The organism is Paracoccus onchidii, assembly GCF_028294535.1.
Lineage (GTDB): Bacteria > Pseudomonadota > Alphaproteobacteria > Rhodobacterales > Rhodobacteraceae > Paracoccus > Paracoccus onchidii.
In genome coordinates, this window is record NZ_JAQBIE010000002.1 from 1 (window position 1) to 22,454 (window position 22,454).

16 protein-coding genes and 4 pseudogenes are annotated in these 22,454 nt (G+C 60.6%); 13 read left to right on the forward strand and 7 right to left on the reverse strand.

What is annotated here, in order from left to right; translation table 11 throughout:
• A pseudogene (locus PAF17_RS01525) lies at positions 1-633 on the reverse strand (DDE-type integrase/transposase/recombinase); the annotation flags it as partial.
• A gap of 183 nt (positions 634-816) precedes the next feature.
• Between PAF17_RS01525 and PAF17_RS01530 the strand changes: the two are divergent.
• Positions 817-1,188 (forward strand): annotated as a pseudogene (locus PAF17_RS01530) (IS6 family transposase); the annotation flags it as partial.
• Between the two features lie 62 nt (positions 1,189-1,250).
• On the opposite strand, the gene PAF17_RS01535 reads toward PAF17_RS01530, so the two are convergent.
• From PAF17_RS01535 to PAF17_RS01545, 3 genes and pseudogenes are all read right to left on the reverse strand, one after another.
• On the reverse strand, positions 1,251-5,078 hold the full coding sequence (locus PAF17_RS01535) for a peptidoglycan-binding protein (protein WP_271887320.1): 3,828 nt from the start codon (positions 5,076-5,078) through the stop codon (positions 1,251-1,253).
• Positions 5,075-5,821, reverse strand: coding sequence for a M15 family metallopeptidase (locus tag PAF17_RS01540; protein ID WP_271887551.1), 747 nt, complete (start codon positions 5,819-5,821; stop codon positions 5,075-5,077). The genes PAF17_RS01535 and PAF17_RS01540 overlap by 4 nt, the downstream gene beginning before the upstream one ends.
• Before the next feature lie 249 nt (positions 5,822-6,070).
• Positions 6,071-7,077 (reverse strand): annotated as a pseudogene (locus PAF17_RS01545) (ISNCY family transposase); the annotation flags it as partial.
• A gap of 338 nt (positions 7,078-7,415) precedes the next feature.
• Here PAF17_RS01545 and PAF17_RS01550 point away from each other — a divergent pair.
• Together PAF17_RS01550 and lhpI are read left to right on the forward strand one after the other, a co-directional pair.
• Entirely contained in the window at positions 7,416-8,663 is a 1,248-nt protein-coding gene (locus PAF17_RS01550; RefSeq protein WP_271887321.1) for a Zn-dependent hydrolase, read from the forward strand.
• Entirely contained in the window at positions 8,656-9,603 is a 948-nt protein-coding gene (lhpI, locus tag PAF17_RS01555) for a bifunctional Delta(1)-pyrroline-2-carboxylate/Delta(1)-piperideine-2-carboxylate reductase (protein WP_271887322.1), read from the forward strand. Before PAF17_RS01550 ends, lhpI begins: the two co-directional genes overlap by 8 nt.
• Here the strand turns inward: lhpI and PAF17_RS01560 are convergent.
• Entirely contained in the window at positions 9,588-10,508 is a 921-nt protein-coding gene (locus PAF17_RS01560; RefSeq protein ID WP_271887323.1) for a LysR family transcriptional regulator, read from the reverse strand. The two genes, lhpI and PAF17_RS01560, sit on opposite strands and share 16 nt — an antisense overlap.
• A 185-nt stretch (positions 10,509-10,693) precedes the next feature.
• Between PAF17_RS01560 and PAF17_RS01565 the strand changes: the two genes are divergently transcribed.
• The 10 genes and pseudogenes from PAF17_RS01565 (at position 10,694) to PAF17_RS01610 (ending at position 19,278) form a co-directional block, all read left to right on the forward strand.
• The gene (locus tag PAF17_RS01565) at positions 10,694-11,038 is read left to right on the forward strand and encodes a RidA family protein (protein WP_271887324.1); all 345 of its coding nucleotides are present in this window, start codon (positions 10,694-10,696) and stop codon (positions 11,036-11,038) included.
• Positions 11,039-11,424: 386 nt separating this feature from the next.
• Positions 11,425-12,399, forward strand: coding sequence for a TRAP transporter substrate-binding protein DctP (gene dctP / locus PAF17_RS01570; protein ID WP_271887325.1), 975 nt, complete (start codon positions 11,425-11,427; stop codon positions 12,397-12,399).
• Positions 12,396-12,932 (forward strand): TRAP transporter small permease, encoded by a 537-nt coding sequence (locus tag PAF17_RS01575; RefSeq protein ID WP_271887326.1) that lies wholly within the window; start codon positions 12,396-12,398, stop codon positions 12,930-12,932. The genes dctP and PAF17_RS01575 overlap by 4 nt, the downstream gene beginning before the upstream one ends.
• A gap of 2 nt (positions 12,933-12,934) precedes the next feature.
• Positions 12,935-14,239: a TRAP transporter large permease gene (locus tag PAF17_RS01580; RefSeq protein ID WP_271887327.1), complete on the forward strand. Its 1,305-nt coding sequence runs from the start codon at positions 12,935-12,937 to the stop codon at positions 14,237-14,239.
• Positions 14,239-14,898: an RraA family protein gene (locus PAF17_RS01585; RefSeq protein ID WP_271887328.1), complete on the forward strand. Its 660-nt coding sequence runs from the start codon at positions 14,239-14,241 to the stop codon at positions 14,896-14,898. Before PAF17_RS01580 ends, PAF17_RS01585 begins: the two co-directional genes overlap by 1 nt.
• A 344-nt stretch (positions 14,899-15,242) precedes the next feature.
• Positions 15,243-15,803, forward strand: a pseudogene (locus tag PAF17_RS01590) (extracellular solute-binding protein); the annotation flags it as partial.
• A gap of 17 nt (positions 15,804-15,820) precedes the next feature.
• A complete protein-coding gene (locus PAF17_RS01595; protein ID WP_271887329.1) occupies positions 15,821-16,885 on the forward strand; it encodes an ABC transporter ATP-binding protein in 1,065 nt (354 codons plus the stop codon).
• Complete coding sequence (locus PAF17_RS01600) at positions 16,882-17,829, forward strand: ABC transporter permease (protein ID WP_271887330.1); 948 nt, start codon at positions 16,882-16,884, stop codon at positions 17,827-17,829. Before PAF17_RS01595 ends, PAF17_RS01600 begins: the two co-directional genes overlap by 4 nt.
• 1 nt (position 17,830) lies before the next feature.
• Positions 17,831-18,634 carry an ABC transporter permease gene (locus tag PAF17_RS01605; protein WP_271887331.1) on the forward strand — a complete coding sequence of 268 codons (804 nt, stop codon included), beginning with the start codon at positions 17,831-17,833 and terminating at the stop codon, positions 18,632-18,634.
• Complete coding sequence (locus tag PAF17_RS01610) at positions 18,631-19,278, forward strand: cysteine hydrolase family protein (RefSeq protein WP_271887332.1); 648 nt, start codon at positions 18,631-18,633, stop codon at positions 19,276-19,278. The genes PAF17_RS01605 and PAF17_RS01610 overlap by 4 nt, the downstream gene beginning before the upstream one ends.
• A 111-nt stretch (positions 19,279-19,389) precedes the next feature.
• On the opposite strand, the gene PAF17_RS01615 is transcribed toward PAF17_RS01610, so the two are convergent.
• On the reverse strand, positions 19,390-21,051 hold the full coding sequence (locus tag PAF17_RS01615; protein ID WP_271887333.1) for an HAL/PAL/TAL family ammonia-lyase: 1,662 nt from the start codon (positions 21,049-21,051) through the stop codon (positions 19,390-19,392).
• Positions 21,052-21,124: 73 nt separating this feature from the next.
• Positions 21,125-22,441, reverse strand: a complete 1,317-nt coding sequence (locus PAF17_RS01620; protein WP_271887334.1) for a YjiH family protein — start codon at positions 22,439-22,441, stop codon at positions 21,125-21,127.
• Positions 22,442-22,454 lie beyond the last annotated feature (13 nt).

Genomic DNA, 22,454 nt, shown 5'->3' on the forward strand with positions numbered 1-22,454 from the left:
CCAGTGCATCCAGGGCGAACCCTGTCCGCGCCGATGTACTGACCCGCCAGCCGACGATCTGGCGCGCGTCGGCGTCGATGACGAAAGCGACATAGACGAAGCCTTTCCAGGTGGCGACGTAGGTGACGTCGCTGACCCAGAGCATGTTGGGCGCCGGGACGCGGAATTCGCGGTTCACCTTGTCCAGCGGACATGGCGCTTTCTTGTCGGGGATCGTCGTTCTGTGCGGCTTGATAAAATTGCATCCCTGTGCGCCTCGGTAAAATCCACCATCACGTCGACCGGCGGTCGAGCATTTCAGGCCGCGCTCGAAGCGATGCCGCTGCTGCCTTCGATCATCGCAAAATAGGCGCTCGCCTTACGCAGGATCTCGTTCGCCTGCCGGAGCTCCCGGTTCTCCCGTTCCAGAGCTTTCATCTTCTCGGCCATGTCGGTCGGGGTGCCTGCGCGCTTGCAGCTGTCGACCTCGGCCTTCTTGATCCACTCGGTCAGGTTTTGGGGCGCACAGCCGATCTTCGCGGAAATCGACATGACTGCCTGCCAGCGCGATCCATGCTGCCCCTCGTTGTCGAGAACCAACCGCACGGCCCGCTCGCGCACTTCAGGCGAAAACTTATTCGTGGTCTTGCTCATGATGCTCCATCCTGATCAGAAGTTGGAGCCGCCGAAAAACACCGAGAGGTTCAAAGCGGATCGGAGGCGTTGGTGCATTTGGTTGTTGGAGTGAGCTGCCCACAGTTCTGTCGCAAAGTTTCCGGTTCTGTGGCATTCTCTTGTAGATCAACGTTGTCAGGTCGTTGGCGAGGGACTTGCGGCGTGATCAATGTCAAAGGCGTACACTTTCCGAAGTCGGCGATCCTACACGCGGTGTTCTTCTACCTGCGCTATGCTGTTTCCTATCATGATCTCGCGGAGATGCTGGCGGAGCTGGGCGTCACCGTCGATCACGCGACCCTGAACCGCTGGGTGATCAAGTTCACTCCGCAGATCGCGGCTCGGGCGAGGAAGCGGCGGGCGGCCACTTCCTGACGGATGGACGAGACCTACATCAAGGTGAAGGGGCGCTGGATCTACCTCTGCCGAGCTGTGGGTCGCGATGGGCAAACCCTTGATTTCATGCTCTCTGAGCGCCGCGATCTGGCTGCCGCACGGCGGTTCTTCACGCGAGCGATCAGCACGAACGGTGTGCGAGATATACGCAAAGGCGTCGCGCCCTGTCAGTACGGAGCGGTTCGCGCGAATTTGCTGATCTAGAACTCGATCTCGATTTTCTCTGCCGCAGGGACATCTGCAAGTGTCTCGTCCACCATCCTCAGTGCCTCGAGGTCGACCAGAATCATCGAGAAGGCTGCGCCACCTTGCTGAGCTACGCCTTCGGGTTCGAAGGTCAAAACGCGCCCACAGGTAGAAGCTTGCTCGGCATAGTCCACGGGCATATCGGTGATTGCCCAATCCCAGGGCGCCGGGTGCTTCGACAGGTCCGGGGAACCGTCACCGCCGTCTCGCACTTGCCATTCGCTCACTGCCACGCGGCGCGGGAAATGCGTGCGGCAAATGGCCTGCGCCGCGCCGGGCGTGCCGTCGAACCAATACATCCGTTCACCAGCCGCCGAGTCGTCTTGTATCGACGGTGCGCCGTATTTTTCGATCAACGTTTGTTGAATCGTGTCGAAGGGCAAATCGCCGCGTGGCAGTTGAAGGCGGCGTAAAATGGCAAGTACCGGCCCCTCTGGTCCGGGCGCGGCCAGCGTAATTGCCTCGGTGCCCTCTGCGGCCACATACATCCGCTGATACAAGGTCGATCTGACCTGAGCCGTGTCGGGTTCGACTATGGGTCTTTCCAGAACGGCAAGAAGGCCGCCGCGCTCCTCAATCACGGCCTCGGCTTCGGGCAGCGTCATTCCGGTATGCAGCCCGAGCAAATCCCAATCGCTCTTCGCAACGGTCAGGTCGGGCAATTCGGGCCAGTCATCATCTGACACCGCGGGCGCGTTCTGGACTGGGGGCGGCGCAGTCCCGGTGGCATGTTCAAGGGTTTGCGAAACCGCATCCAAAGCGGCTACGGGTGAGGGCGCCACCTTTGCAACAGGCTGGCTGTCCATGGCTTCGACCTTCGGGGGTGGATCGAATTCCAGCCGTGCGATGGCTGTCTCTCGGTCGAAGCTGTGCGAGACGTTCATTTGCTGGGATGGCGAACCTTCCAACGGAAACAAAAGCAGCTCTCGCATATGCGCTTGCACTGCCAGATGATCCGACACGCTTGGCGCAGATATATCAACACGGGCATAGAAATCGAGCGGACCCGACCGCCGTCGCGCCGCCTCGAATGCGCGGGCATCATCAACGGACATCGGAATGAACAATTCCTTCGTATCGATCTTAGGCTGCACCCTGCGCGCCACGGCGGCCTCGATGGAGTCCTGCGTTGGCAAGACAAGTTGTAGCCCATTCACAGGCCAGGCCTTGCGTTCCAGATCATAAGCGCCGAGCGTGATGCGACCTGCGACCCACGGGGCTTCTTCCTTGGCCTGTTTGACTTGCTCGATTGCCGTTTTGGCAGCTGCTAACGCGTCAAGCCGCGCGAATGTATCACTCCTGTGCAGGTTGGCGCGATCCATCGCCGCGTTTAGATACGTGTCGATATCCTGCCCTTGCAGCTCCGCCGCTTGCGCGGCAAACCACCATGGCGTTGGCAGAAACACCCGATTCTGCGGATTGGCTGCGGCCTTTGACGCCGCAAGGACCGGGCGCGCGACGACCTGTCGCGCACCACCAATTCCGGACTCGGTAATTTCGAATCCTTCTGGTTGGAAGATGGCGACGAGCGCGGGCCCCGCGCTGCCTTCCATCTGCATGGGCTCCGAGATGCGGCCCAGCAGCGCGACATCTTCTTGATTTCGACCTTGGGTAAGCGCGGGATCGATGGGTTCGCTTTCGACCGATGCGTAAGGCGCGGGAAAGATCAGGACAAGTTCAGTGTCAGGCACGCCTCGCTCGCGTGACGACAGCTGTGTCCAGGCAACATGTTCCAACGGTTGATCTGTTTGCGCCGCAATCTGGCGCGCAGGTTCCTCGGCAATGAAAAAGTTGGCAACCGACAGGCGCGCCGGCCCTTGATCGGCGGTGGGCCAGGCAGGCAGGCGAACCCTGACGCCATCGCCGGATGACGCGGGCGTCCTCAGCGCGGCCTTGAGGCGCGTTGCATCCATCTCGGGCGCGGTCTCGAACAGGCGAAAGGCTGGGCTTCCTTGCCGCAAATCAACTGCCTCGGATGGCAGGTTTCCGGTAGGTGCTTCAAACTGTAGAACGACTTCTTGCGGCGCACCACTCCAACGCAATTCTACCGGCCCGGTGCGGCGAAGCGATTGGCTTACTTCTGTCAAGCCATCCGGTCCCGCCCGCCCATTTGGATTGCGAGCCACGGATAGCTCGGCGTCGAAGGCAAGCATCAGCGGCAGCAAACGTCCTTGGCCTTGCGCATCGTGGCCAATGTACCGCCGCGCAAGGTCTTCGACCCGTGCGGCGTCCATCTTTGACCGTTGGGGCACAGCGGCGGCAAGATCGGTGTCGGGCTGGTTGAGATGGCAGCCATTTGCGATCATCCAAGCCCAGTCGACCGTGCTCGTATCGAAATCATAGGCGCGATCAATCGGACCAAGCGGACAGAATGCGCGGACAGCGATCGGCAGATCCAGCTGTTCGGCTTTGGCCGTGCGGGCGACAATCGTTGCTGCGACCTGCTGGAAGCGACGGCGATCGAACTCTGTCGGCAAATTCTGCGCGGCGCAGGAATAACGCGATGCGCGCGTATTCTTGAAGCAAGAATTGTTCTCGCTATCTGTCATGCCCGAGGCGGACAAGCCGAACTGCACGATTTCGTCCTGTGCATCGCGCGGCAATAGATCGAAATAGCGTCGCAGGGTGCCCCGCGTCCCTGCCAGCCCTTTTTCCAGATCGTCCGAGCCCGCAATCCATTGCGTATATGCAAGGCGGCGCGTCCATTCCTGCTCGTGGTCCTGAACGCTCAGGCTGCTCAGTAAGGGAACGATCTGCCTGCCCAGATCGCTTGGGCTGTAAAGAATGCGCCCGTTCACGGTGACAAGGCCGCCTTCGGCAGAGACCGCCATTGCTGCACCCGTTTCGGCGACTTGCGCCGTGCCATCCGTAGCCGCGGCCAGACCGGGAGATGTGGCGGGAAGCTCTCCGCCCAGCACACTGAGGCGCCCCTTCATCGACGCCTGCAGGCAAGCCACGTCGTCATTACAGGCGTCACGTTCGGCAAGCCAAATTCGCTGCTCGGCGAGGCGGCTGTCGGAGTTGTCGACTTGCCTTTGCGCGGTCCATGCATCTCCAAGCACACGGTCCAGCGCGGCCAGCGCAGGATCTGCACAAATTGCCTGTTCGGTCGGGGTGGCAGCACGGGCGCATTCGAAACTTGGACCGATGGCGCTTGGTATATCGCTAAGTTCTTTCCACTCGGACCGGGTCAGCGTGCCTGTGGCAGGCCGTCCGAGGCTTCGTTGGAAGGCCAGAACCGCTTCCTGCGTCTGCCGTCCGCCTTGTCCGTCAACCGGGCCTGCATCGAAGCCCAAGTTATTCAGCGCCGCCTGAATGCGCGCGGCGTTCTGATCCATTTCGGATGCCGTCAGCAATGGGTCGCCAGGATCACCGCCAGCTGCTGCTTTGCTTGGCGCAACATCCACGGTCACGTGGCTGACTTTGCCGCCACGGCTCCAGACTTCGACCTTCAGCACGGTGCCACCATCGCGCAGCGCTCGTGCCGCCGCCTGACTGATTGATCCGCGTGCAAGAAGCGAACCCATTGCCGCCCGCTGCTTGCGCGATGAAAAGGTCGCGTCCACTGTGTCGCCGGGTTGGCGATGTCCGAAGCGATGCACATTGGCGCGGTCCTGTGCGAGGATCGCGCCAATGTCCGTAAGCCCCGTGCCCGAGGAGTTGCGGCGATCCACCGGCGCGATTTCCGCGCGATAGGTTTCAAGAAGTGTTTGCGCATCTGCCGTCGCAGGTAAGATCGCGATCAGCGCCCCTAGTGCCGCGGCCCTCAACCGGTCAGTCATCTTCCGCCTCCTTCCAGCATCCGTCCATACAGGATCAGTTCCGGGCGGTACTCGAAATGCATACCATCGAAATGATGCCATTTTCCGCCCCATATGAAACCTGATCGTTCCATTGCCTCGATAAGGCTCCACGGCACACGGTTGTCATAGTCACCCACCGCACCCTCGGTCGCCCCCGTCCAGCGCCAATAGCCGCCAAGCGACGCGTTTATGTCGATTGCGATACCCCATGAATGTGGGCTCAGCCGGTCAGTGCCGGAAATCCGCCGCCAGACATAGCCGCCGCCAACAGCTTCGAAAAAGGGCGCAAGTGTCGCTCGATGCGGCGCCAAAAGCGTGAAGGCAGCGCGGAGTTGGCAGGCCACGCCATTGCGTGCCGTTACATGGAAACGCGCGCCGCCGAAGGTAACGGTTTCCAGCTCGGCTTCCACATCGGCGGGGCTGTTGCCATAAAGCAGTGCGAAAAACGCGCCATCGCGCACGCGGCCCGGATCAAAAAACGGCTCTGTGCGATTGTCCAGATCACGAGACAAGGGGTAAGCCGGAATGAACTGGTCACCCGTTGTCGGCGCATCAAGGTGGGCACGAGGAGATCGTCCTGTGGGACCCGACATCGGAAACAGGCTGTCATCCGGCCCAATCAAACTGTCTTTGTCTGCGCCCGGTCTCAGCGCGGGATATGCAAGCAAGATCGCACTGCGCCAGTCGGCTGTCGAAAAGTCCGTCGGAATAGGCTCGGCCAAGAAATCCCGCGGCGCACAATGCTGCGCGCTAGTACTGCTGCCAAATAAGCCCGAGACCAGGACGGCCGCGGCAAGCAACTCTGTGAAACCTCGAAGCACGCGTGCCCCCGTCTTGTCCCGGTTTCCCCATGAGATTGGAGCGAACTGTCGTAATAACGGCAATGATTGCACTTTAACCGCGACGAATAAAGTTTTTCGTTCAAGCTGTTTCGGGATTAAGCCGCCGGCCATCTCGCGAAGACAGCCATCTCGGGCATGGTCGTTGTCATCGAGGAGGAACTTCCGGCGCTCGTAATGGACGACGAGGCTCGCGCCGACCTGCCGCTGGTCGCGGCTGCAGAGGATGTCGTTGAGCCGCGAGGCGAGCAGGGGGGCTGGCCAAAGCGCAGGTTGTGACGCGCGATGAGACCCGGCAGGAAGGCATTGGCGGCCTCGATGTCGCCGATCCCGGCAAGGCGCAGTTCCTTGAGCAGCCGGTCCTGCAGCGTCCGGTTGGCGCGCTCGACGCGGCCCTTGGCCTGGCTGCTGTTCGCGCAAAGGATCTCGACGTTCAGCTTGCTCAGGGCGCGACCGAACTGCGTCATGCCGTGCCCGCTCCGGGCCTCTTTCCTGTTCACCCGAAAGACGCTGTGCTTGTCAGAATAGAAGGCCACCGGCAGGCCATGCTCTCGCAGATAGTCCGCGAGGGCCGCAAGATAGCTCTCGGTCGATTCCGAGCGCACGAAGCGCAGCTGCATCAGCCGGCCGGTGGCGTCGTCGATGAAGACCAGCAGCGTGCAGGCAGGGCCGCGATCCTCGAACCAGCGATGCTCCGAGCCATCGATCTGGATCAGCTCGCCCAGGGCCTCGCGCTGCAGCCGGGGCTGATGGACCTGCCGCCGCTGTGTCCGGCTCTGCCACAGGCCCGCAGCCATCATCCACTGCCGCAGGCTCTCGGACGAGACGCGGATGCCATGCCGCTCGGCCAGCTTCTCGGCCGCCAGCGTGGGCCCGAAATCCGGGTAGCCGCTGCGGATCAGCGACAGGATGTAGTCGCGCTTCAGATCGCTGATCCGGTTGTTGGACGCTCGCCCGCGCAGCTTGTGGCGCACCGCCACGGCACCGTCCACCCGGACGTCGCGCACAAGCCGCTGAACCTGGCGCTGGCTCAGACCCAGCACCTGCGCCGCCGAGGCTGTCCGCAGACTGCCATCCAGCACCTGCGCCAGAACCTCGATCTTCTGCAACTCACGTGCGCTCATCAGCAGAAATCCCATGACGCTGTCCCTCGTGATCGTTTTCCGGTGCCGCAAGCGTCATCCGTCAGACCCGAGCCGACAAATCAACTTTGCCAGTTCGCGACATTTCTATCTGGTTTCTACAAGAATTTATACAATAATCAATCTTATGGAATATTATATGAATGATTGGTTCAGGTGTCCCTCACTGTCAGATGTTTCTGATGAACAGTCAGCATATCAGTGGTCTTTGGATGCTATAAGCCATCGCTATTTGCGCTTGACTGCAATCCGTCAGAGTCTTGTGAACAAGCATTCAGCACCACGGACCGCTTCACAAGACACGGCGGCACCCTGGATCACATGAAGGACCACCCATGCCGATTACATCTGACAGCCGCGTCGATCTGGACCGCTTTTGGCACACCATCGAAACCTCGGGTCGGATCGGTCAGGGACGGCCGGGCGGCCTGTCGCGTCTGACGCTGTCGGATGCCGACAAGGAAATGCGAGACCAGTTCGTGGCCTGGTGCCAGGATGCGGGTCTCAGCGTGGAAATCGATGAATGCGGCTCGATCTTCGCGCGGCGGGCAGGCAGCGATGACAGCCTGCCGCCGATCCTGATCGGCAGCCACCTGGACACCCAGATCAACGGCGGTCGTTTCGATGGCATCGCGGGCGTTCTGGCCGGGTTGGAGGTCGTTCGCGCCCTGAACGAGGCGAACCATGTCACCAAACGCCCCATCGTCATCGTGGACTGGACCAACGAGGAAGGTGCCCGGTTCTCGCCGCCGATGGTCGCGTCGGGCTGTTTCGTAGGCAAATATTCGGTGGATTGGGTCCATGACCTGATCGGCGATGACGGCACCCGATTCGGCGACGAATTGAAGCGCATCGGCTATGACGGAAGCCGCCCCTGCAAGGCGGGCGAGGTCGACGCCTATTTCGAACTGCATATCGAACAGGGTCCGATCTTGGATACCGAGGGGCGCGATGTCGGCATCGTCACCGGCGGCTATCCGGTGCGCGGAATGCGCGCCTCGTTCGAGGGCAAGACCGCGCATACCGGCCCGACGCCGATGGATCTGCGCCGGAACGCGCTGGTCGCGGGCGCGCGCTGGCTGACGGCGGTGGACGATATCGGTTGGGATTATGCGGTCCATGACGGCAAGGCCACTGCCGCGCGGCTGACCGCCTGGCCGAACAAGCCCGGCATCCTGTCCGATACCGCCGAGGCCGTCTGCGACGTGCGCCATCCCGACCCGATCACTACCCGTGTCATGGCGGAAAAGATGCGCCGCTCGGTCCACGAGGCGGCCGCCGTGGCGGGCTGCACCGCGACCATCGAGGATGAATGGGAATGGGGCGGCGACATCTTCGATGCCGGGTTGATCGACAGCATCCGCAACCACGCGATCCGTCTGGGTGTGAACTGGCGCGATATCCAGTCGCAGGCCGGGCATGACGCCTATTTTCTGGCGACGCATTGCCCGACCGCGATGATCTTTGCCCCCTGCAAGAACGGCATCACCCATAACAACGAGGAACATTGCGAACCGCAGGATTTCGATGCCGCGCTGAACATCCTGCTGCATGCCGTCGTGGAAAGGGCCGATCGTGACTGACACCTTCCTGACCGAGCATCAGCTGGAAACCGCGCTGGACTGGCGACCGCTGGTCGAAGAACTGCGCGACTGGTTCGCCCGCAATGCCGTCGTCGCCCCGCCCCGTCAGGTGTTGCCGATCAGGCAGCCCGATGGCAGCGAGGCATCACTGCTGATCATGCCGGCCTGGATTCCGGGCGAATCCATTGGCGTGAAGATCGTGACCTTCTTTCCCGAAAACCCGCAACGCGGGCTGGCGACGATCAACGCGGGCTATATGCTGTTCGATGGCGAAACCGGTCAGATGAAATCGGTGATGGATGGCGATGCGCTGACCGCGCGTCGAACGGCGGCGGCATCCGCGCTGGCGGCGGATTATCTTGCCCGCAAGGACGCGCGGAGCTTGCTTGTCGTGGGAACGGGTCAGCTGTCGCGCGCGATGGCCGCGGCCCATTCCAGCGTTCGCAGCCATGATCGCATCATGGTCTGGGGCCGCAATTGCGACAGTTCGGCCCGGATTGCGGGGGCGATGCGCAATGACGGTCTGCCCGCCGAGGCGGTCACTGATCTGGAACAGGCCTGCCGGAACGCGGATGTGATCACGACGATCACGGCGGCGACCAGCCCGATCATCCATGGCGACTGGCTGCGCCCCGGCACCCATCTGGATCTGGTCGGTGCCTTCCGCGAGGATATGCGCGAGGCGGACGATACCGCGCTGGGTCAGGCACGGGTGTTCGTGGACAGCGTCGACGGCGCGATGAAATCGGGCGATCTGGCCCAACCCGCACGCGCGGGCCTGTTCGACCCGATCCAGATCGAGGCGGATCTGGCCGAACTGGCGCAGGGTCGTCATCCGGGGCGCGGATCGAACGCGGAATTCACGCTGTTCAAATCGGCAGGCGTCGCGATCGAGGATCTGGCCGCGGCCGAACTGGCCCACCGTCAGGTCACATCCTGATACATCGGGGCCAATTCCTCGACGGTGCGGACAAAGGCACGTTCAGCCCCGCTGAGATCCTGTTTCGGGGCATGGACCAGATACACATCCGCCCCGATGGGCCGGTCCGTGACGCGGATCGGCCATAGCACGCCTTCATCGATATCGGCCTGCACCGGATAGGTCGGCAGCAGGCCGATCCCGATGCCCGACACGATCATGCGCTTGACCTCTTGCAGGTTTGAACTGACGCCGGTGATGCGGTTGCCGATATTCGCGCTGGCCTGAAGAACCGCCATCGGTTCTAGCCCCATCCCTTCGCTTGCGCAGGTGAACGAGATGAACGGTTCCTGCCGCAACTCGCGCTCGCTGATGCTTTCGCGACCGTAAAGCGAATGCTCGGCCCCGCAGAACAGTTTGAACTCTTCCCGAAAGAGGCGGATCGAATCCAGGTTCAGCACCGGGCGATTCAGCAGACAAAAACCGATATTGATGTTGCCCTTGCTGATATTGCGCACGATTTCATGGCTGTTCTTCGCCTCGACATGCAACCTGACCGATGGATGGCGTTGGTGGAACAGACGCAGCAACTCATTGATCAACGGCGACGCCAGGTTAGAGATCACCTGATAGCGCACCTCGCCGCGCTCTTCTTGCAGCGGGTCTTGCGCCAATTGCGCAATGCGGTCGGCCCCGTGGAACATGTCGCGACATTCCTGATAGACCTTTTCCCCCCTCAGGGTCAGTTCAAAGTGACGGCTGTCGCGGAACACCAACTGACATCCCAACTGGCTTTCCAGCTTTTGCAAGGCGTTGCTGACCGATGGCTGCGAAATACCCAACCGTCTGGATGCCGCCGTGATGCTTTGTTCCTGGGCAATCACATAAAATGTCCGCAGCAAGTTCCAGTTCAGATCATTTTGCATCAAAGCTGTGGGTCCCTTGTGGCAAGGCAGGCTAGATAACACAGCATATGCGGAAATACAGATGCGAACTATAGCAAATGCCTATGACAACCACCTGTCTTCGGCATGCCCGAATGCCGCTTCCCGCATAGTGTCGGAACCTGTAAAGCGCTAGGCATATTTCAGTTTCTGACATGGAGATCGCTATGGACATCAAACGCATCGGAATCGGCCCGCGCATGAGTCAGGCCGTCATTCACGGCAACACCGCGTATCTGGCCGGCCAGGTCGGCACACCGGGTGCCGATGTGGCGAGCCAGACCCGCGACTGTCTTGCAGCCGTCGACAAGCTTCTGGCCGAGGTCGGGTCGGATAAATCCAGGTTGTTGCAGGTCATCATCTGGCTTGCCGACATGAAGGACTTTGGCGCCATGAACGAAGTCTATGACGCCTGGATCGACCCCGCCGCACCGGCAGCACGGGCCTGCGGTGAAGCCAAGCTCGCCACGCCCGAATATCTGGTGGAATTCATTGTAACCGCCGCTGTCTGATCTTGTCATCGGCGACCCGCCTCCCCTGCCCGCCCCTGCATCAGATCGATGCTGGGGCGGTTTCGTTCCAGCCTGACCCCGCTGGTCGGTCGGGCAATTGCATCTCGAATGGGCAGCTACATGACGGAACGTCGGGTCATTGACTTTGGCTGTGCTATTCTTGGAATAGCCTGCGACTATTTGCGCGTCAGGCGCGTTCAGATTTATCGTTGACCAGATCCAAAGACCAGAGGATGACCACCACGTGACGCATTCCCGATAGGCCAGGACACGCGCCGAACCAGGCCGGGTTTCCCCCCCGCGCCCCGCATTGCCCGAAAGGAATCGGGCAGCTTGCGGTCGGCAGACAAAGAACAAGACGCAAAGACAACTTGTGAGGTAACCCCATGAATCGTTTGATGATCACGGCAGCGACGGCTGCACTTGTCCTTCCCGCGGCCGCGATGGCGACAGATTTGCGGATGCTGACCAGCTACAACATGAACGCGACCTATACCAAAGAGGTCGCGATGCGCTTTATCGACATGGTCGAAGAAGCCTCGGGTGGTGAGACCAGCATCAATCTCAGCGGTCCCGACGTCATTCCGCCCTTCGAACAGCTACAGCCTGTCGGAGCGGGCGTGTTCGACATCCTGTATACCCACGGCGCCTATCACACCGACACCACCGGCGTCGGCGCGGCCATGGACGCGGTGTCCGTCGATCCCGCCAAGGTCCGCGAAGCCGGCATCTGGGATCTGGTCGACGCCCATTACGCCGATCTGGGCCTGAAGCTGATCGCGGTGCCGCCGCTGGGATCGTCGGGCTTTCAATATGTGCTGGAAGAGCCGATCGAGGGATCGCCCGGTCTGGACGGTCGCCGCATCCGGGGCAGCGCGACCTATACCAACATCACCGAAGGGCTGGGCGGCGCGCCCGTGCTGATGTCGTCGGGCGATGTCTATTCGGCGCTGGATCGCGGCGTGATCGACGGGGCCGCATGGGGCCTGAACGGGGTCAAGGATCTGGGCTGGCACGAGGTTGCCGGCTATTTCTCGAAGCCGACCTTCGGGCAGACCTATACCTATATCCTGATGAACCTGTCCAAGTTCGAATCCCTCGATCAGGCCGAACAGGCGCTGCTGCTGGAACAAGGTCGCAAACTGGAAGAAACCAATGCCGAACTGCTGGACGGTCTGGCCGTTCAGGAATGGAAGGAACTGGAAGAGCTGGGCATGCAGCCGACCGAGTTCGCCCCCGAGGATGCCGAGCGCCTGGACGCGCTGGTCAACGAAGGCATCTGGCAGCTTGGCCTGGACAAGTCCCCCGAGACCGTCGCGCAAATGCGTGAATTGGCGCAGGAAAACGGGCTGACCGAATGACACAAGGCCGGACATTCGGCGCGGGGATCTGGCGCGCGCATGATGCGCTGACCCGCGCCGGGTTCCTTCTGGGCGGCGCCGCGCTTGCGGGGATCGTTGTGACCTTCCTGATCGAGGTCGTCGCCCGTTATTTCTTCAATTCGCCGACGCTGTGGTCGGCCTCGGCGGTGGCGTATCTGCTATGCGCCGCGGCCACGCTTGCGATGCCCGAACTGGCCCGCACACGCGGCCATATCGGCATCACCATTCTGGAAGAAAAGCTGCCCACGGCGACGCAGGCCCGCTTCATCCGCATCATCGCGGCGCTGACCGCGATCGTCTGCAGCTTTGCCGCCTACATGATCTGGGTCGAGGCGATCCGGCAGGTGCAATCGGGCACCAGCACATCCTTTGCGGTCAGGATCCCGAAGATCTGGCTGTCGGGGCTGATCTGCTACGGCTTTACCGGGACGGCGATCTACTATCTGCGGGCCGCGCTGGCACCCGACAGCCTGCCGTGGAACGCGGACGAAGATCCGCAGGAAGGACTTTGATCATGGATTGGCAACTTGCGCTTGGCCTTGGGGTCACGTCGTTGATGGTGCTGTTCGCCCTGGGCATCCCGATCTTCGCGGCCTTCCTGACGATCAATGTCGCGGGCACGCTGTGGCTGATGGGGCCTGCGGGTTTCGGGATGTTCACCAACAGCGTCTATAACACCGTCACCTCGGAAACGCTGTCGACCATCGCGCTGTTCGTCCTGATGGGGGAATTGCTGTTCAGGTCCGGGTCGATCGACGTGATCTTCGATTCCCTCGACACGCTGATGGGCAAGATCAGGGGCCGCCTGTATTTCTTCGTGATCGCACTGTCGACGCTGTTCGGGGCGCTGTCGGGATCGGCGCTGGCGGTGACGGCGATGCTGTCGCGGTCCGCGCTGCCGACGATGCGGGATCGCGGCTATGACGAAAAGATCTCGGTCGGGCTGATCCTTGGCGGTGCGGGTCTTGCACCGATCATTCCGCCCAGCCTGCTGGTCGTGATCATCGGCTCGCTGGTCGATGTGTCGATCGCGCGGCTGCTGATCGCGGGGATCATTCCCGGTCTGGTGCTGGCGGGACTGTTCGTCGGCTATACGCTGATCCGCATCTGGGCCGACCCGTCCAAGGCACCTGCCGGCGACGACGACCACGACCGCTCGCTGCCCGCGACCCTGGCGGCAATCGGCAAGATGCTGCCCTTCAGCATCATCATCTTCGCCGTTCTGGGCCTGATCATGCTGGGCATTGCAACGCCGTCCGAATCCGCCGCAACCGGCGTGTTGGGCGCGATCCTGGTCGCAGCGTTCTATGGCAAGTTCTCGTTGAAGATGTCGGGTAAGGCGCTGATGTCGTCCCTGCGCATCAGCGCGATGATCATCGCCATTCTGGCCTGTTCGCAGCTGTTCAGCCAGCTTCTGTCCTTTACCGGCGCGACGCGCGGTCTGGTCGAGGCCGCGACAGAATTCGACCTCAGCCCCGCCTTGATGCTGCTGTTGCTGATGGTGATCCCGCTGATCGCCTGCATGTTCATCGACCAGATCGCCTTCATGATGGTGGTCGTGCCGATCTATGATCCGCTGGTGTCGCTGTATGGCTTCGATCCGGTCTGGTTCTGGACGCTGTTCCTGATCAACCTTGCCGTGGGCAGCCTGACACCGCCCTTCGGCTATAACCTGTTCGCCGCCAAGGGCAGCGCGCCCTGGATCCCGATGCCCTCCATCTATGCCGCCGCCATTCCGATCTGCCTCTGCTTCCTGATCGGAATCCTTCTGTTCAGTCTGTTTCCAGGGATCATTACCTGGCTGCCGGGGTTGATCTGATGACCGCTTATACTATCGCACCCATGCCGCCGCAGATGGATCCGGCGCTGCGTGACCGCCTTGGCGGCTGCGAGCCCGCGACCATCGGGCATTTCCGCCGCAACGGCTTTGTCGATCCGCAAATCACCTGCCGCCATGCCAATGGCCCGGTGGCCGGGACGGCCGTGACGATCGCGCTGCCGCCGGGTGACGGAACGCTGTTGAACCACGCGCTGCGGCTGCTGCGTCCGGGCGATTTCCTGATCGTCGATCAGGGGGGCGACCGCCGCCACGCCTGCTGGGGTGCCGTGCTGACCGATGTGGCCTGCCGCATCGGGCTGGCGGGTGTGGTGATCGACGGGCTGGCGACCGATGTGCTGGCAATCCGGCAGGCGGGGCTGCCCCTGTGGTCGCGCGGACTGGCCGCGCTGACGACCAAGCTGGCCAATGGCGGCGGCGCGATGAACCATCCCGTCTCGGTCGGTGGGGTCGTGGTCAATGCGGGCGATGCCGTCCTTGCGGATGAAAACGGCATCCTCATCATGCCCGCATCCGAGGCCGAGGCCGCTGCCACCCACGCAGCCGAGGTCGAGGCCGAGGAACGCCGCATCCTGGCACGTCTGGCCAATGGCGAGGTGCTGCCCGATATCAGCGGCGCGACACGACTGGTCGAGGGGTGAACTCGACAAATAGGATGTTCGGGCGACTGTTCGAATGACGGTTGCCCGCCATCACCCCATGACATCAAAGCCCGCGACTAACCCCGAAAACACGATGTCCGGTCCAGCAGCCAGTCGCGCAAGGTTTCGGATGCCGCTTTTCTGGCCGAACTGCGGGGCAGCGCGATCTGATACCAGACACAACGGACAACACGGTCGTCCAACCTGACAAGACGATCGTCTGAAACCTCCTGTCTGCACAGGATGTCATCGGCCAGGATCACACCCTCACCGTCAACACAGAAGAAATCACCGAAGCACCGCAAAGCTAGGCCGATTTCTGGGATAGAGACCGTTTCGAGGCCAGCCTCGGCCTACCCAAGAGTGTGAATTTCCATGTGCTCGATGTCGTCGCCGCGACCTTTCTTGGCGGTCCCGACGCCCTGCGCAGCCATGACGGAATTGTCGCTGCCGTCGAAAAGGTCGCCGAACTGCATCAGAATGTGGCGTTGTGGTATACGGGCGAAAGCCAGATGGAACAGTCGTTGAAGAATTACGACGTCGTTGGCGGCATGTATTTCCATGACATTGCCGGGTTGATGGCCGCCGACGGACATCCGATCAAATCGCTTTTCCCCAAGGAAGGGAACGTGGTCGATTTCAACTCGTGGACCTTGACGCATGGATCGCAAAAACAGGACGAGGCGCATGAATTCATGGAGTTTTCCTGTTTGCCCGAAATTCAGGCGGCAATGTCGCGCAGCATTGGCACTGCCCCTGTCGTGAACCCGGCCATGACCGGGCTTGACACAAGCGAGTTGGCTGCCGTGACCGGAACCCCCGCCATTCACGCACCCTATGATGTCTATGTCGATGACGAGACATTCATCAATGAAGCCTGGGACCGCATGGTCGCGAAAGCGTAGGAATGGGAGGCGACAGGATGTCTGATCTTGTACTTGAAAACCTGCGCAAACAGTTTGGCAGCTTTGTCGCCGTGGATGGCGCGGATCTGACTTTCGAAAACGGGAAACTGACGGCACTTCTTGGGCCATCGGGCTGTGGCAAAACCACCCTGTTGCGCATGATCGCCGGCCTGGAAAGCCCCAGCCGCGGAAAGATCATGCTGAATGGGCAAGACATTGCCCCGCTGACGGCTGAACAACGAAAATTCGGGATGGTGTTTCAGTCCTTCGCGTTGTTTCCGCATCTGAATGTCGCACGCAACGTATCCTACAGCCTGCGGATCGCTGGTGTGGATGCCAAGACACGTCGTGCCCGGGCTCAGGAATTGCTGGAGCTGGTGCAGCTGGGCGACAAAGGCCGCAACCGGATTGGCGAACTGTCTGGCGGTCAACGCCAGCGGGTCGCGATCGCAAGGGCGCTGGCCCAGAATCCCGAGATATTCCTGTTGGACGAACCGATGTCCGCCCTCGACGCCAAACTGCGCAACGATATGCAGATGGAACTGCGCTTGCTGCAACAGCAGCTGGGTATCACGACCATCGTTGTTACGCATGATCAACGCGAGGCGATGACCATGGCCGATCGGATTGTCGTCATGAGTCAGGGCAGGATCGAACAGGTCGGCACGCCGCAGGAAATCTATCATCGCCCCGCCAATCCGTTCGTGGCGTCATTTATCGGCAATGCCAATCTTCTGCAGGGGCGGACGATCAAGAATGGTGTGCGTGTGGATCAGACCGAACTGATCGTAAAAGGCCAGGGAGAACTTGTGCCCGGTGCAGAGGTGACCGTGTTTTGCAGACACGAGGCCGTCCGCCTGTCCACAGACAGCTTGGGGGAAAATTGCGTTCCGGGCCTGGTCACCTTCGTGCGCGATGAAGGCGTGGCCCGTGAAATACATCTTGAGACACCCGTGGGGCGTATCACGGCGGAAATCCCCGGCAGCTTCCACGAGACCGTCCGGATCGGTGATCGACTGATCGCCGAACTCAGCCCCGACACACTACATCTTCTGCCGGTTGCCGAAGGTGTCGCAGCATGACAGCATTGCCCCTGCCCGCCCGGTCACCTTTCAAACGCCTCGGCCTACTGCATGTAGCGGTCATCCTGACCCTTGCAACGATTCCGTTCCTCTTGGTTTTTGCCATCAGCTTTGGCCACAAGGTCGAAGGCGCTGCCTGGGTCTGGAGCCTGGAGTTTTCGAACTACAAGCGGTTCTTTGTCGGCAGCGATTACCCCGACACCGTGTCTTTTCTGTATCTTAAGTACCTGTGGTATTCGGTTTGGTACGCCTTGGTCGCGGCGGTGCTGGCTGTGGCCACGGCGTTTCCCTTTGTTTGGCAAATGATCCGCCTGTCCCGTCGCGCCCAAACCCTCTGGCTGGTGTTTTTCCTTTGCAGCCTGACCTTTTCCGAAGTGTTTATCGTGATGGGATGGGACATTCTGATGTCCAACCGTTCCGGATTGCCAATGCTGTTCAGGGAAACCGGCATAACCGATTGGCTGAAAGCAAATGGTGGCCTTGATCTATTGCGGGAATGGGGTCTGGCGACACCGCGAAATGTCCGTTTCAAGCCCAGCCAATTCGCCACGATCCTGACTTTGACCTATCTGGTCTGGCCTTACGCGGTAATCCTGCTTTATCCGCCAATCTCGAAGATCGAACGCGAAGTCATCGAGGCGGCACGCACAATGGGGGCCGGCCCCCTGACCGTGATGCGCACGGTGGTGACACCGATGGTGCGCACCCCACTGATCGGGGCCGTGCTGCTGCTGTTTGTCTTTTTGCTCGGTGCCTATGTGACCATTGCCGTCTTTGCCGATCCGTCCAGCCATACCTTGTCGATTTCGGTCTACGAGGCCGTGCGCGGCGCAACATTGAATGCACCATTCGGGGCAGCGCAGGCCGTCATCCTGCTACTGACCGCCGCCGGTGTTCTTGTCATCGGACAACGTTTCATGTCCGCAAAATCCGGGGGGCGCTAATATGGGAAAGCTTCTTTCGCGCGGGTTCATGTGCGGGGCCGCCATTTGGATCATCTTTCCGATCATCGTCGTTTGCCTTGCCGCATTGAATAGTGGTCGTACGATGTTCTTCCCGCCCGAGGATCCGACCCTTGCCCGATTTACCGAGTTCTTTCTGACCGAAGAAATCTGGGTCCGTTCGCTGCGCACGTCGTTTGTCGTGGCATTTTCCAGCGCGGGATTGGCGGTTCTGGCAGCCTGGCCCATTGCCTATGGCCTGTGGCGTCGCAACGATCGCGGCTCGAAACTGATAGCGGGGCTGGCCTTGATGCCCTTCGCCCTGCCCCCCATCGTGTTTGGCGTCGGGTTGGTCTTCTTTTGGGGTTACCTTGGCGCGCTTGGGAATATCTGGTCAGGCATAATCAGCCATGCCGTATTGTTTCCGGCGCTGCCGCTGACCACATTGTCGATCGGGCTGCAATCCATCGACCGCGCGCATCTGGATGCGGCCGCAACCATGGGCGCAAACGAGGCAACCGCCTTCCGGACCATCATCCTGCCTCAAATGCTGCCGTTTACAGCATCCGGATTTTTCTTCGCGCTGGTTCTCAGCTTCAACGAATTCATCGTGATCTTCTTCGTGTCCGCCTCGGGATATTCGACGGTCACAGTGCAGATCTTCAACTCGCTTCGGAACGGATTCACCCCCACGATGGCCGTCGGCGCCATCACTTTCCTTACCATTTCCGCCCTGGTCTTTTCCCTGATCGCGCGGTTCGGAAACCTGCCCCAGCTTCTTGGGTCGGACAGCAGCAAATCATCATGACGGAGGCAGAAACATGCGAAACGGTCAATCCAACAAGCGCCCTGATCGATGGCAAAGCCGTTCTGATTGTCATCGACATCCAGAAATCGACCTTTGCGCCCATTCCCGATGACAAACGCACGATCGCCCATATGCCCGATTACGCGCAGCGCATGGCACGCACCAGGACCGCCATCGATCGTGCACGCGAGGTCGGTATTCCCGTGGTCTTCATCCAGGAAATACACCGCGCCGACCTGGTGGATCTGGGCCGCGAAACCGACGGCGACGAAGATATCCACTGCCTCGACAACAATCCCCTGACCGAACTGGCGGTGGAAGAGCTGGGCATCCGCCCGGATGACTACAAAATCCAGAAGCGCAGATACTCGGCCTTTTACGGCACCGATCTGGACATCCTGTTGCGCGGCCTGAAGGCCGAAACGCTGATCCTGACGGGTGGCCTGACTGATGTCTGCGTGCACTACACCTTTGCAGATGGACATCAGGGTGACTATTTCTGCCGGGTGATTGAAGATTGCGTCGCAGGCTCAAGCGAGATCGCCCATCAGGCTTCGCTGAAGGCGATGGAATATCTGCAACATGGTGCAGTCCGCCCTCTGGATGAAGTGATCGCCGCCATGACGCCGCAAGCCGCTGCGTGATCGCGCCCGAGGGCACTTCCGGCGCGATACCTGACATCCGGCATTTGACATCAAGACGTCACCGATCTTTCACAGATCGGTGACGTCATCGCAGACAATCAGGACGTCGGATCAATCCGTGCCGACGTCAAAGCCCTGCAAAACCGCAACGCCTGCCCTGATATCGTCGGTGAAGGGACGATCGGTTTCGACAAACGGCACGTCTTGGCGGTAACGCGCCAGCAGGCGCGAGGTGGCCTTTCCCAGATCCTCGGTTTCGCGCAGATCGACAGCTTGCGCCGCATGAAGCAATTGCATCGACGAGATCTTGTAGCCCAACTCGATCAGGCTTGCGAGGTTGGCCACAGCGAGCGGCGTGTTGCTGGCAACATCCTCGATCCCCGCCGAGGTTCCCATGCCATCCAGCGATACGGGCAGCGACAATTGCCGGGATTCGGCCAGCAATGCGGTCAGCGGAACCTGCAATGCGCCGAAAGCCAGGCCGGAATTCCCTTGTGCCGCCAGAAAGCGTGGCAGTTTCGTAAGGGACGGGTTTTCGTATCTGATGGTTTGCATCACCGCCGAGCGCATGACCCGGGCCAAGGCCAGGTTCAGTGCCTCGACCTTGTCACCGACAGGTAGCAGCTCGAAATTTGCCGTCGGGTAGATCGCACCGGCGTCACCGACCTGATATGCCTCGACCTGCGCGGACGCGCCCTCATATTGATGCCCAGAAATCGTGGCGGGATTGTCATCCGTATGGTTGATCTGGATCGTCAGCGCCGCGTTCAGCGCCTCACTGGCCTCGATTGCAGACCCCATGGCGTATGCCATCGTGCGATAGGACAACGGATCCTGCAAACCGCGGCTGTCGGACGGTTGCCACAAATAGCTGCTATCCAAGGCGTCCCGGATTTGCGCCGACGCCTTGACCATGCCCGGGAAAGGGCGAATGGTTGTGGTTTCTTCCAGGAAGGGCGCGACATTACCGTTGAACCCTTCCAATGCAAGCGCGAACGCCACGGCCTGCCTTTGAAGGTAGGCATCGGCGTCATGCGCCAACAGGGCCGCGTGGCCCGCCGTCAGCGCGTTCGAGCTGATGATCGACAGGAAATCCTTGCCGACCGGCGTGACGGGCGAAAGTTCCGCCTGGGTCAGTGCCTCGGCTGCTGGCATTCGCCTGCCCTTGTAGTCAACCTGCCATTCACCGATCATGGCCAGCCCGACATGCGCCGCCAAAGTGATGTCTGCCTGCCCCAACGATCCCCGTTCAGGAACGACTGGCACGATGTCATGCAACAGGAACTGACGATACATCTCGGCGATATCGGGCTGGATCCCGGTTCTGCCGGTCAACATCTGGTTCAGCCGCACCACCATGCCGGCACGAACCACATCGCGATCCATTGCATCACCAAACCCCGCCGCATGCGCACGCAACTGTCCAAGGTTGAATGCGCGCGACAGGTCAAGCAATTGATCATCCAGAACCCGCTTTCCGTCCTCGACCTGGAATGCCGGGCGATCCTTGTTCCAACCGACCCCGACCGTCAGTCCATAGACCGCAACACCTTGGGTTGCGGCATCCATGACAAGATCGAAGCCGGATTGCAGCCGCTGTTGCGCTGTTGCGTCGATGGTAATGCCCGTCGCGGGATCACGGGCAACCTCGACGACCTGTTCAATGGTCAGATTGGCGCCGTCCAACACCAGATCATCCGCAAATGCAGCCCCCGCCATCATGGTTGCTGCGGTGACACCGGCAACCAGATTCCGAATACATGCCGAATTCATTCGACCCTCCGAAGATAGAATTTTCCTGATTTTTCGAGTCTGTCGCAGGCACCCCGCGGCGCCTGCAACAAGGTCAGACAATGACCGGGCCAAGATGGGCGGCGGCCACCGCCAAGGGGATGCTCAGCAGGACACGGATCGCCCAGATCAACACCAGATGTGGCACCTTGACCGGAATCTCGGTTGCCAGAATGCAGGGGATCGACCCGGCAAAGAACAACAGCCCGGATACGGATGTGACACCAAACAGGTAGCGCGACATCATTGGCGCATCCGTCAGCATGCCGGTCGGAAAGAACATCTCGGCCAGGGCCGCGGCCATCGCTTTGGCGGTCAACATCGCTTCGGGCACCTGAAGCAGCGACAGCAAAGGATAGAAAAGCAATCCGAGCCAATCAAAGACCGGAGTATACATGCTGAGCAACAACCCCAGCAATCCGACCGAAACACCCGTCGGCAAGATCACCGAAGTCATCTTCAATCCGTCTTTGACGTTTTCCCACAGCAGGCGCAGGAAACCCGGATTTCCTTCAACACGGGTCAGCGCGGCTTGCATCGCCGCAGCAAAATATCCGGTCGCGGCGACATCATCTTCCTGGTGACCGTCTTCCGTATCATCATACCACGAGATCGGTGGTATGCGGGCCGTGATGGCGGTGACGGCGAAGGTAACAAGCAATGTCGACCAGAAATAGTAATTCCAGATCGACAACAGGCCCAGAACCTTGGCCACGACAACCATGAAGGTCACGGAAATCGTCGAGAACCCGGTCGCAATGATAACGGCCTGTCGAAACGAATAGGATCTTGTCAGAAACATGCGATTGGTGATCAGCAACCCGATGGAATAGCTGCCGACGAAGGATGCCACCGCATCAACCGCCGAATAGCCCGGTGTGCGCCAGATCCGCCGCATGACCGGTTCCAGAAACACGCTGCAGAACTCGATCAGCCCATAGCAAATCAGGAAACTCAGACCGATCGCGCCGATCGGAACGATCAATCCCAGGTTCAGGACCAGCTTTTCAAACAGGAACGGCATCATGCCCGGGCTTGTGATGACCGCAGGCGCGAAACCGGCGAGATAGGCGACGGTTGCGATCAACCCCAGCACCTTGAACGCGGAAAACACCATACTGCCCCAGGACTTGCGCCAGCTTCCGTCAAGAAACGGAGCCAGCGCGCCATAAAGGATCAGCAACAGCACAAAGGCTATTGCCGCGGGGCGGGCATGATCGACGATTGCGTTGGCGATATGCACGGGCAGGATCGTCGCCGTCCCGGCTATTGGCAATTCAACGAAAAAGATGACGATCCCGATCAGGCTGAGTGAGACCATCTTGAACAGGGTCGAGCCCCTGCCCGGTCGTCGTTCCAGGGTTTTTTCCATGAGTGCTCCCGTT

What these genes read in the sequence shown, in the direction of transcription:
- PAF17_RS01535 (WP_271887320.1), bottom strand. Translation starts at nt 5,078, where the DNA reads ATGACTGACCGGTTGAGGGCCGCGGCACTAGGGGCGCTGATCGCGATC.
- PAF17_RS01550 (WP_271887321.1), top strand. Translation starts at nt 7,416, where the DNA reads ATGCCGATTACATCTGACAGCCGCGTCGATCTGGACCGCTTTTGGCAC.
- PAF17_RS01560 (WP_271887323.1), bottom strand. Translation starts at nt 10,508, where the DNA reads ATGCAAAATGATCTGAACTGGAACTTGCTGCGGACATTTTATGTGATT.
- PAF17_RS01565 (WP_271887324.1), top strand. Translation starts at nt 10,694, where the DNA reads ATGGACATCAAACGCATCGGAATCGGCCCGCGCATGAGTCAGGCCGTC.
- dctP (WP_271887325.1), top strand. Translation starts at nt 11,425, where the DNA reads ATGAATCGTTTGATGATCACGGCAGCGACGGCTGCACTTGTCCTTCCC.
- PAF17_RS01575 (WP_271887326.1), top strand. Translation starts at nt 12,396, where the DNA reads ATGACACAAGGCCGGACATTCGGCGCGGGGATCTGGCGCGCGCATGAT.
- PAF17_RS01580 (WP_271887327.1), top strand. Translation starts at nt 12,935, where the DNA reads ATGGATTGGCAACTTGCGCTTGGCCTTGGGGTCACGTCGTTGATGGTG.
- PAF17_RS01585 (WP_271887328.1), top strand. Translation starts at nt 14,239, where the DNA reads ATGACCGCTTATACTATCGCACCCATGCCGCCGCAGATGGATCCGGCG.
- PAF17_RS01595 (WP_271887329.1), top strand. Translation starts at nt 15,821, where the DNA reads ATGTCTGATCTTGTACTTGAAAACCTGCGCAAACAGTTTGGCAGCTTT.
- PAF17_RS01600 (WP_271887330.1), top strand. Translation starts at nt 16,882, where the DNA reads ATGACAGCATTGCCCCTGCCCGCCCGGTCACCTTTCAAACGCCTCGGC.
- PAF17_RS01605 (WP_271887331.1), top strand. Translation starts at nt 17,831, where the DNA reads ATGGGAAAGCTTCTTTCGCGCGGGTTCATGTGCGGGGCCGCCATTTGG.
- PAF17_RS01610 (WP_271887332.1), top strand. Translation starts at nt 18,631, where the DNA reads ATGACGGAGGCAGAAACATGCGAAACGGTCAATCCAACAAGCGCCCTG.
- PAF17_RS01615 (WP_271887333.1), bottom strand. Translation starts at nt 21,051, where the DNA reads ATGAATTCGGCATGTATTCGGAATCTGGTTGCCGGTGTCACCGCAGCA.
- PAF17_RS01620 (WP_271887334.1), bottom strand. Translation starts at nt 22,441, where the DNA reads ATGGAAAAAACCCTGGAACGACGACCGGGCAGGGGCTCGACCCTGTTC.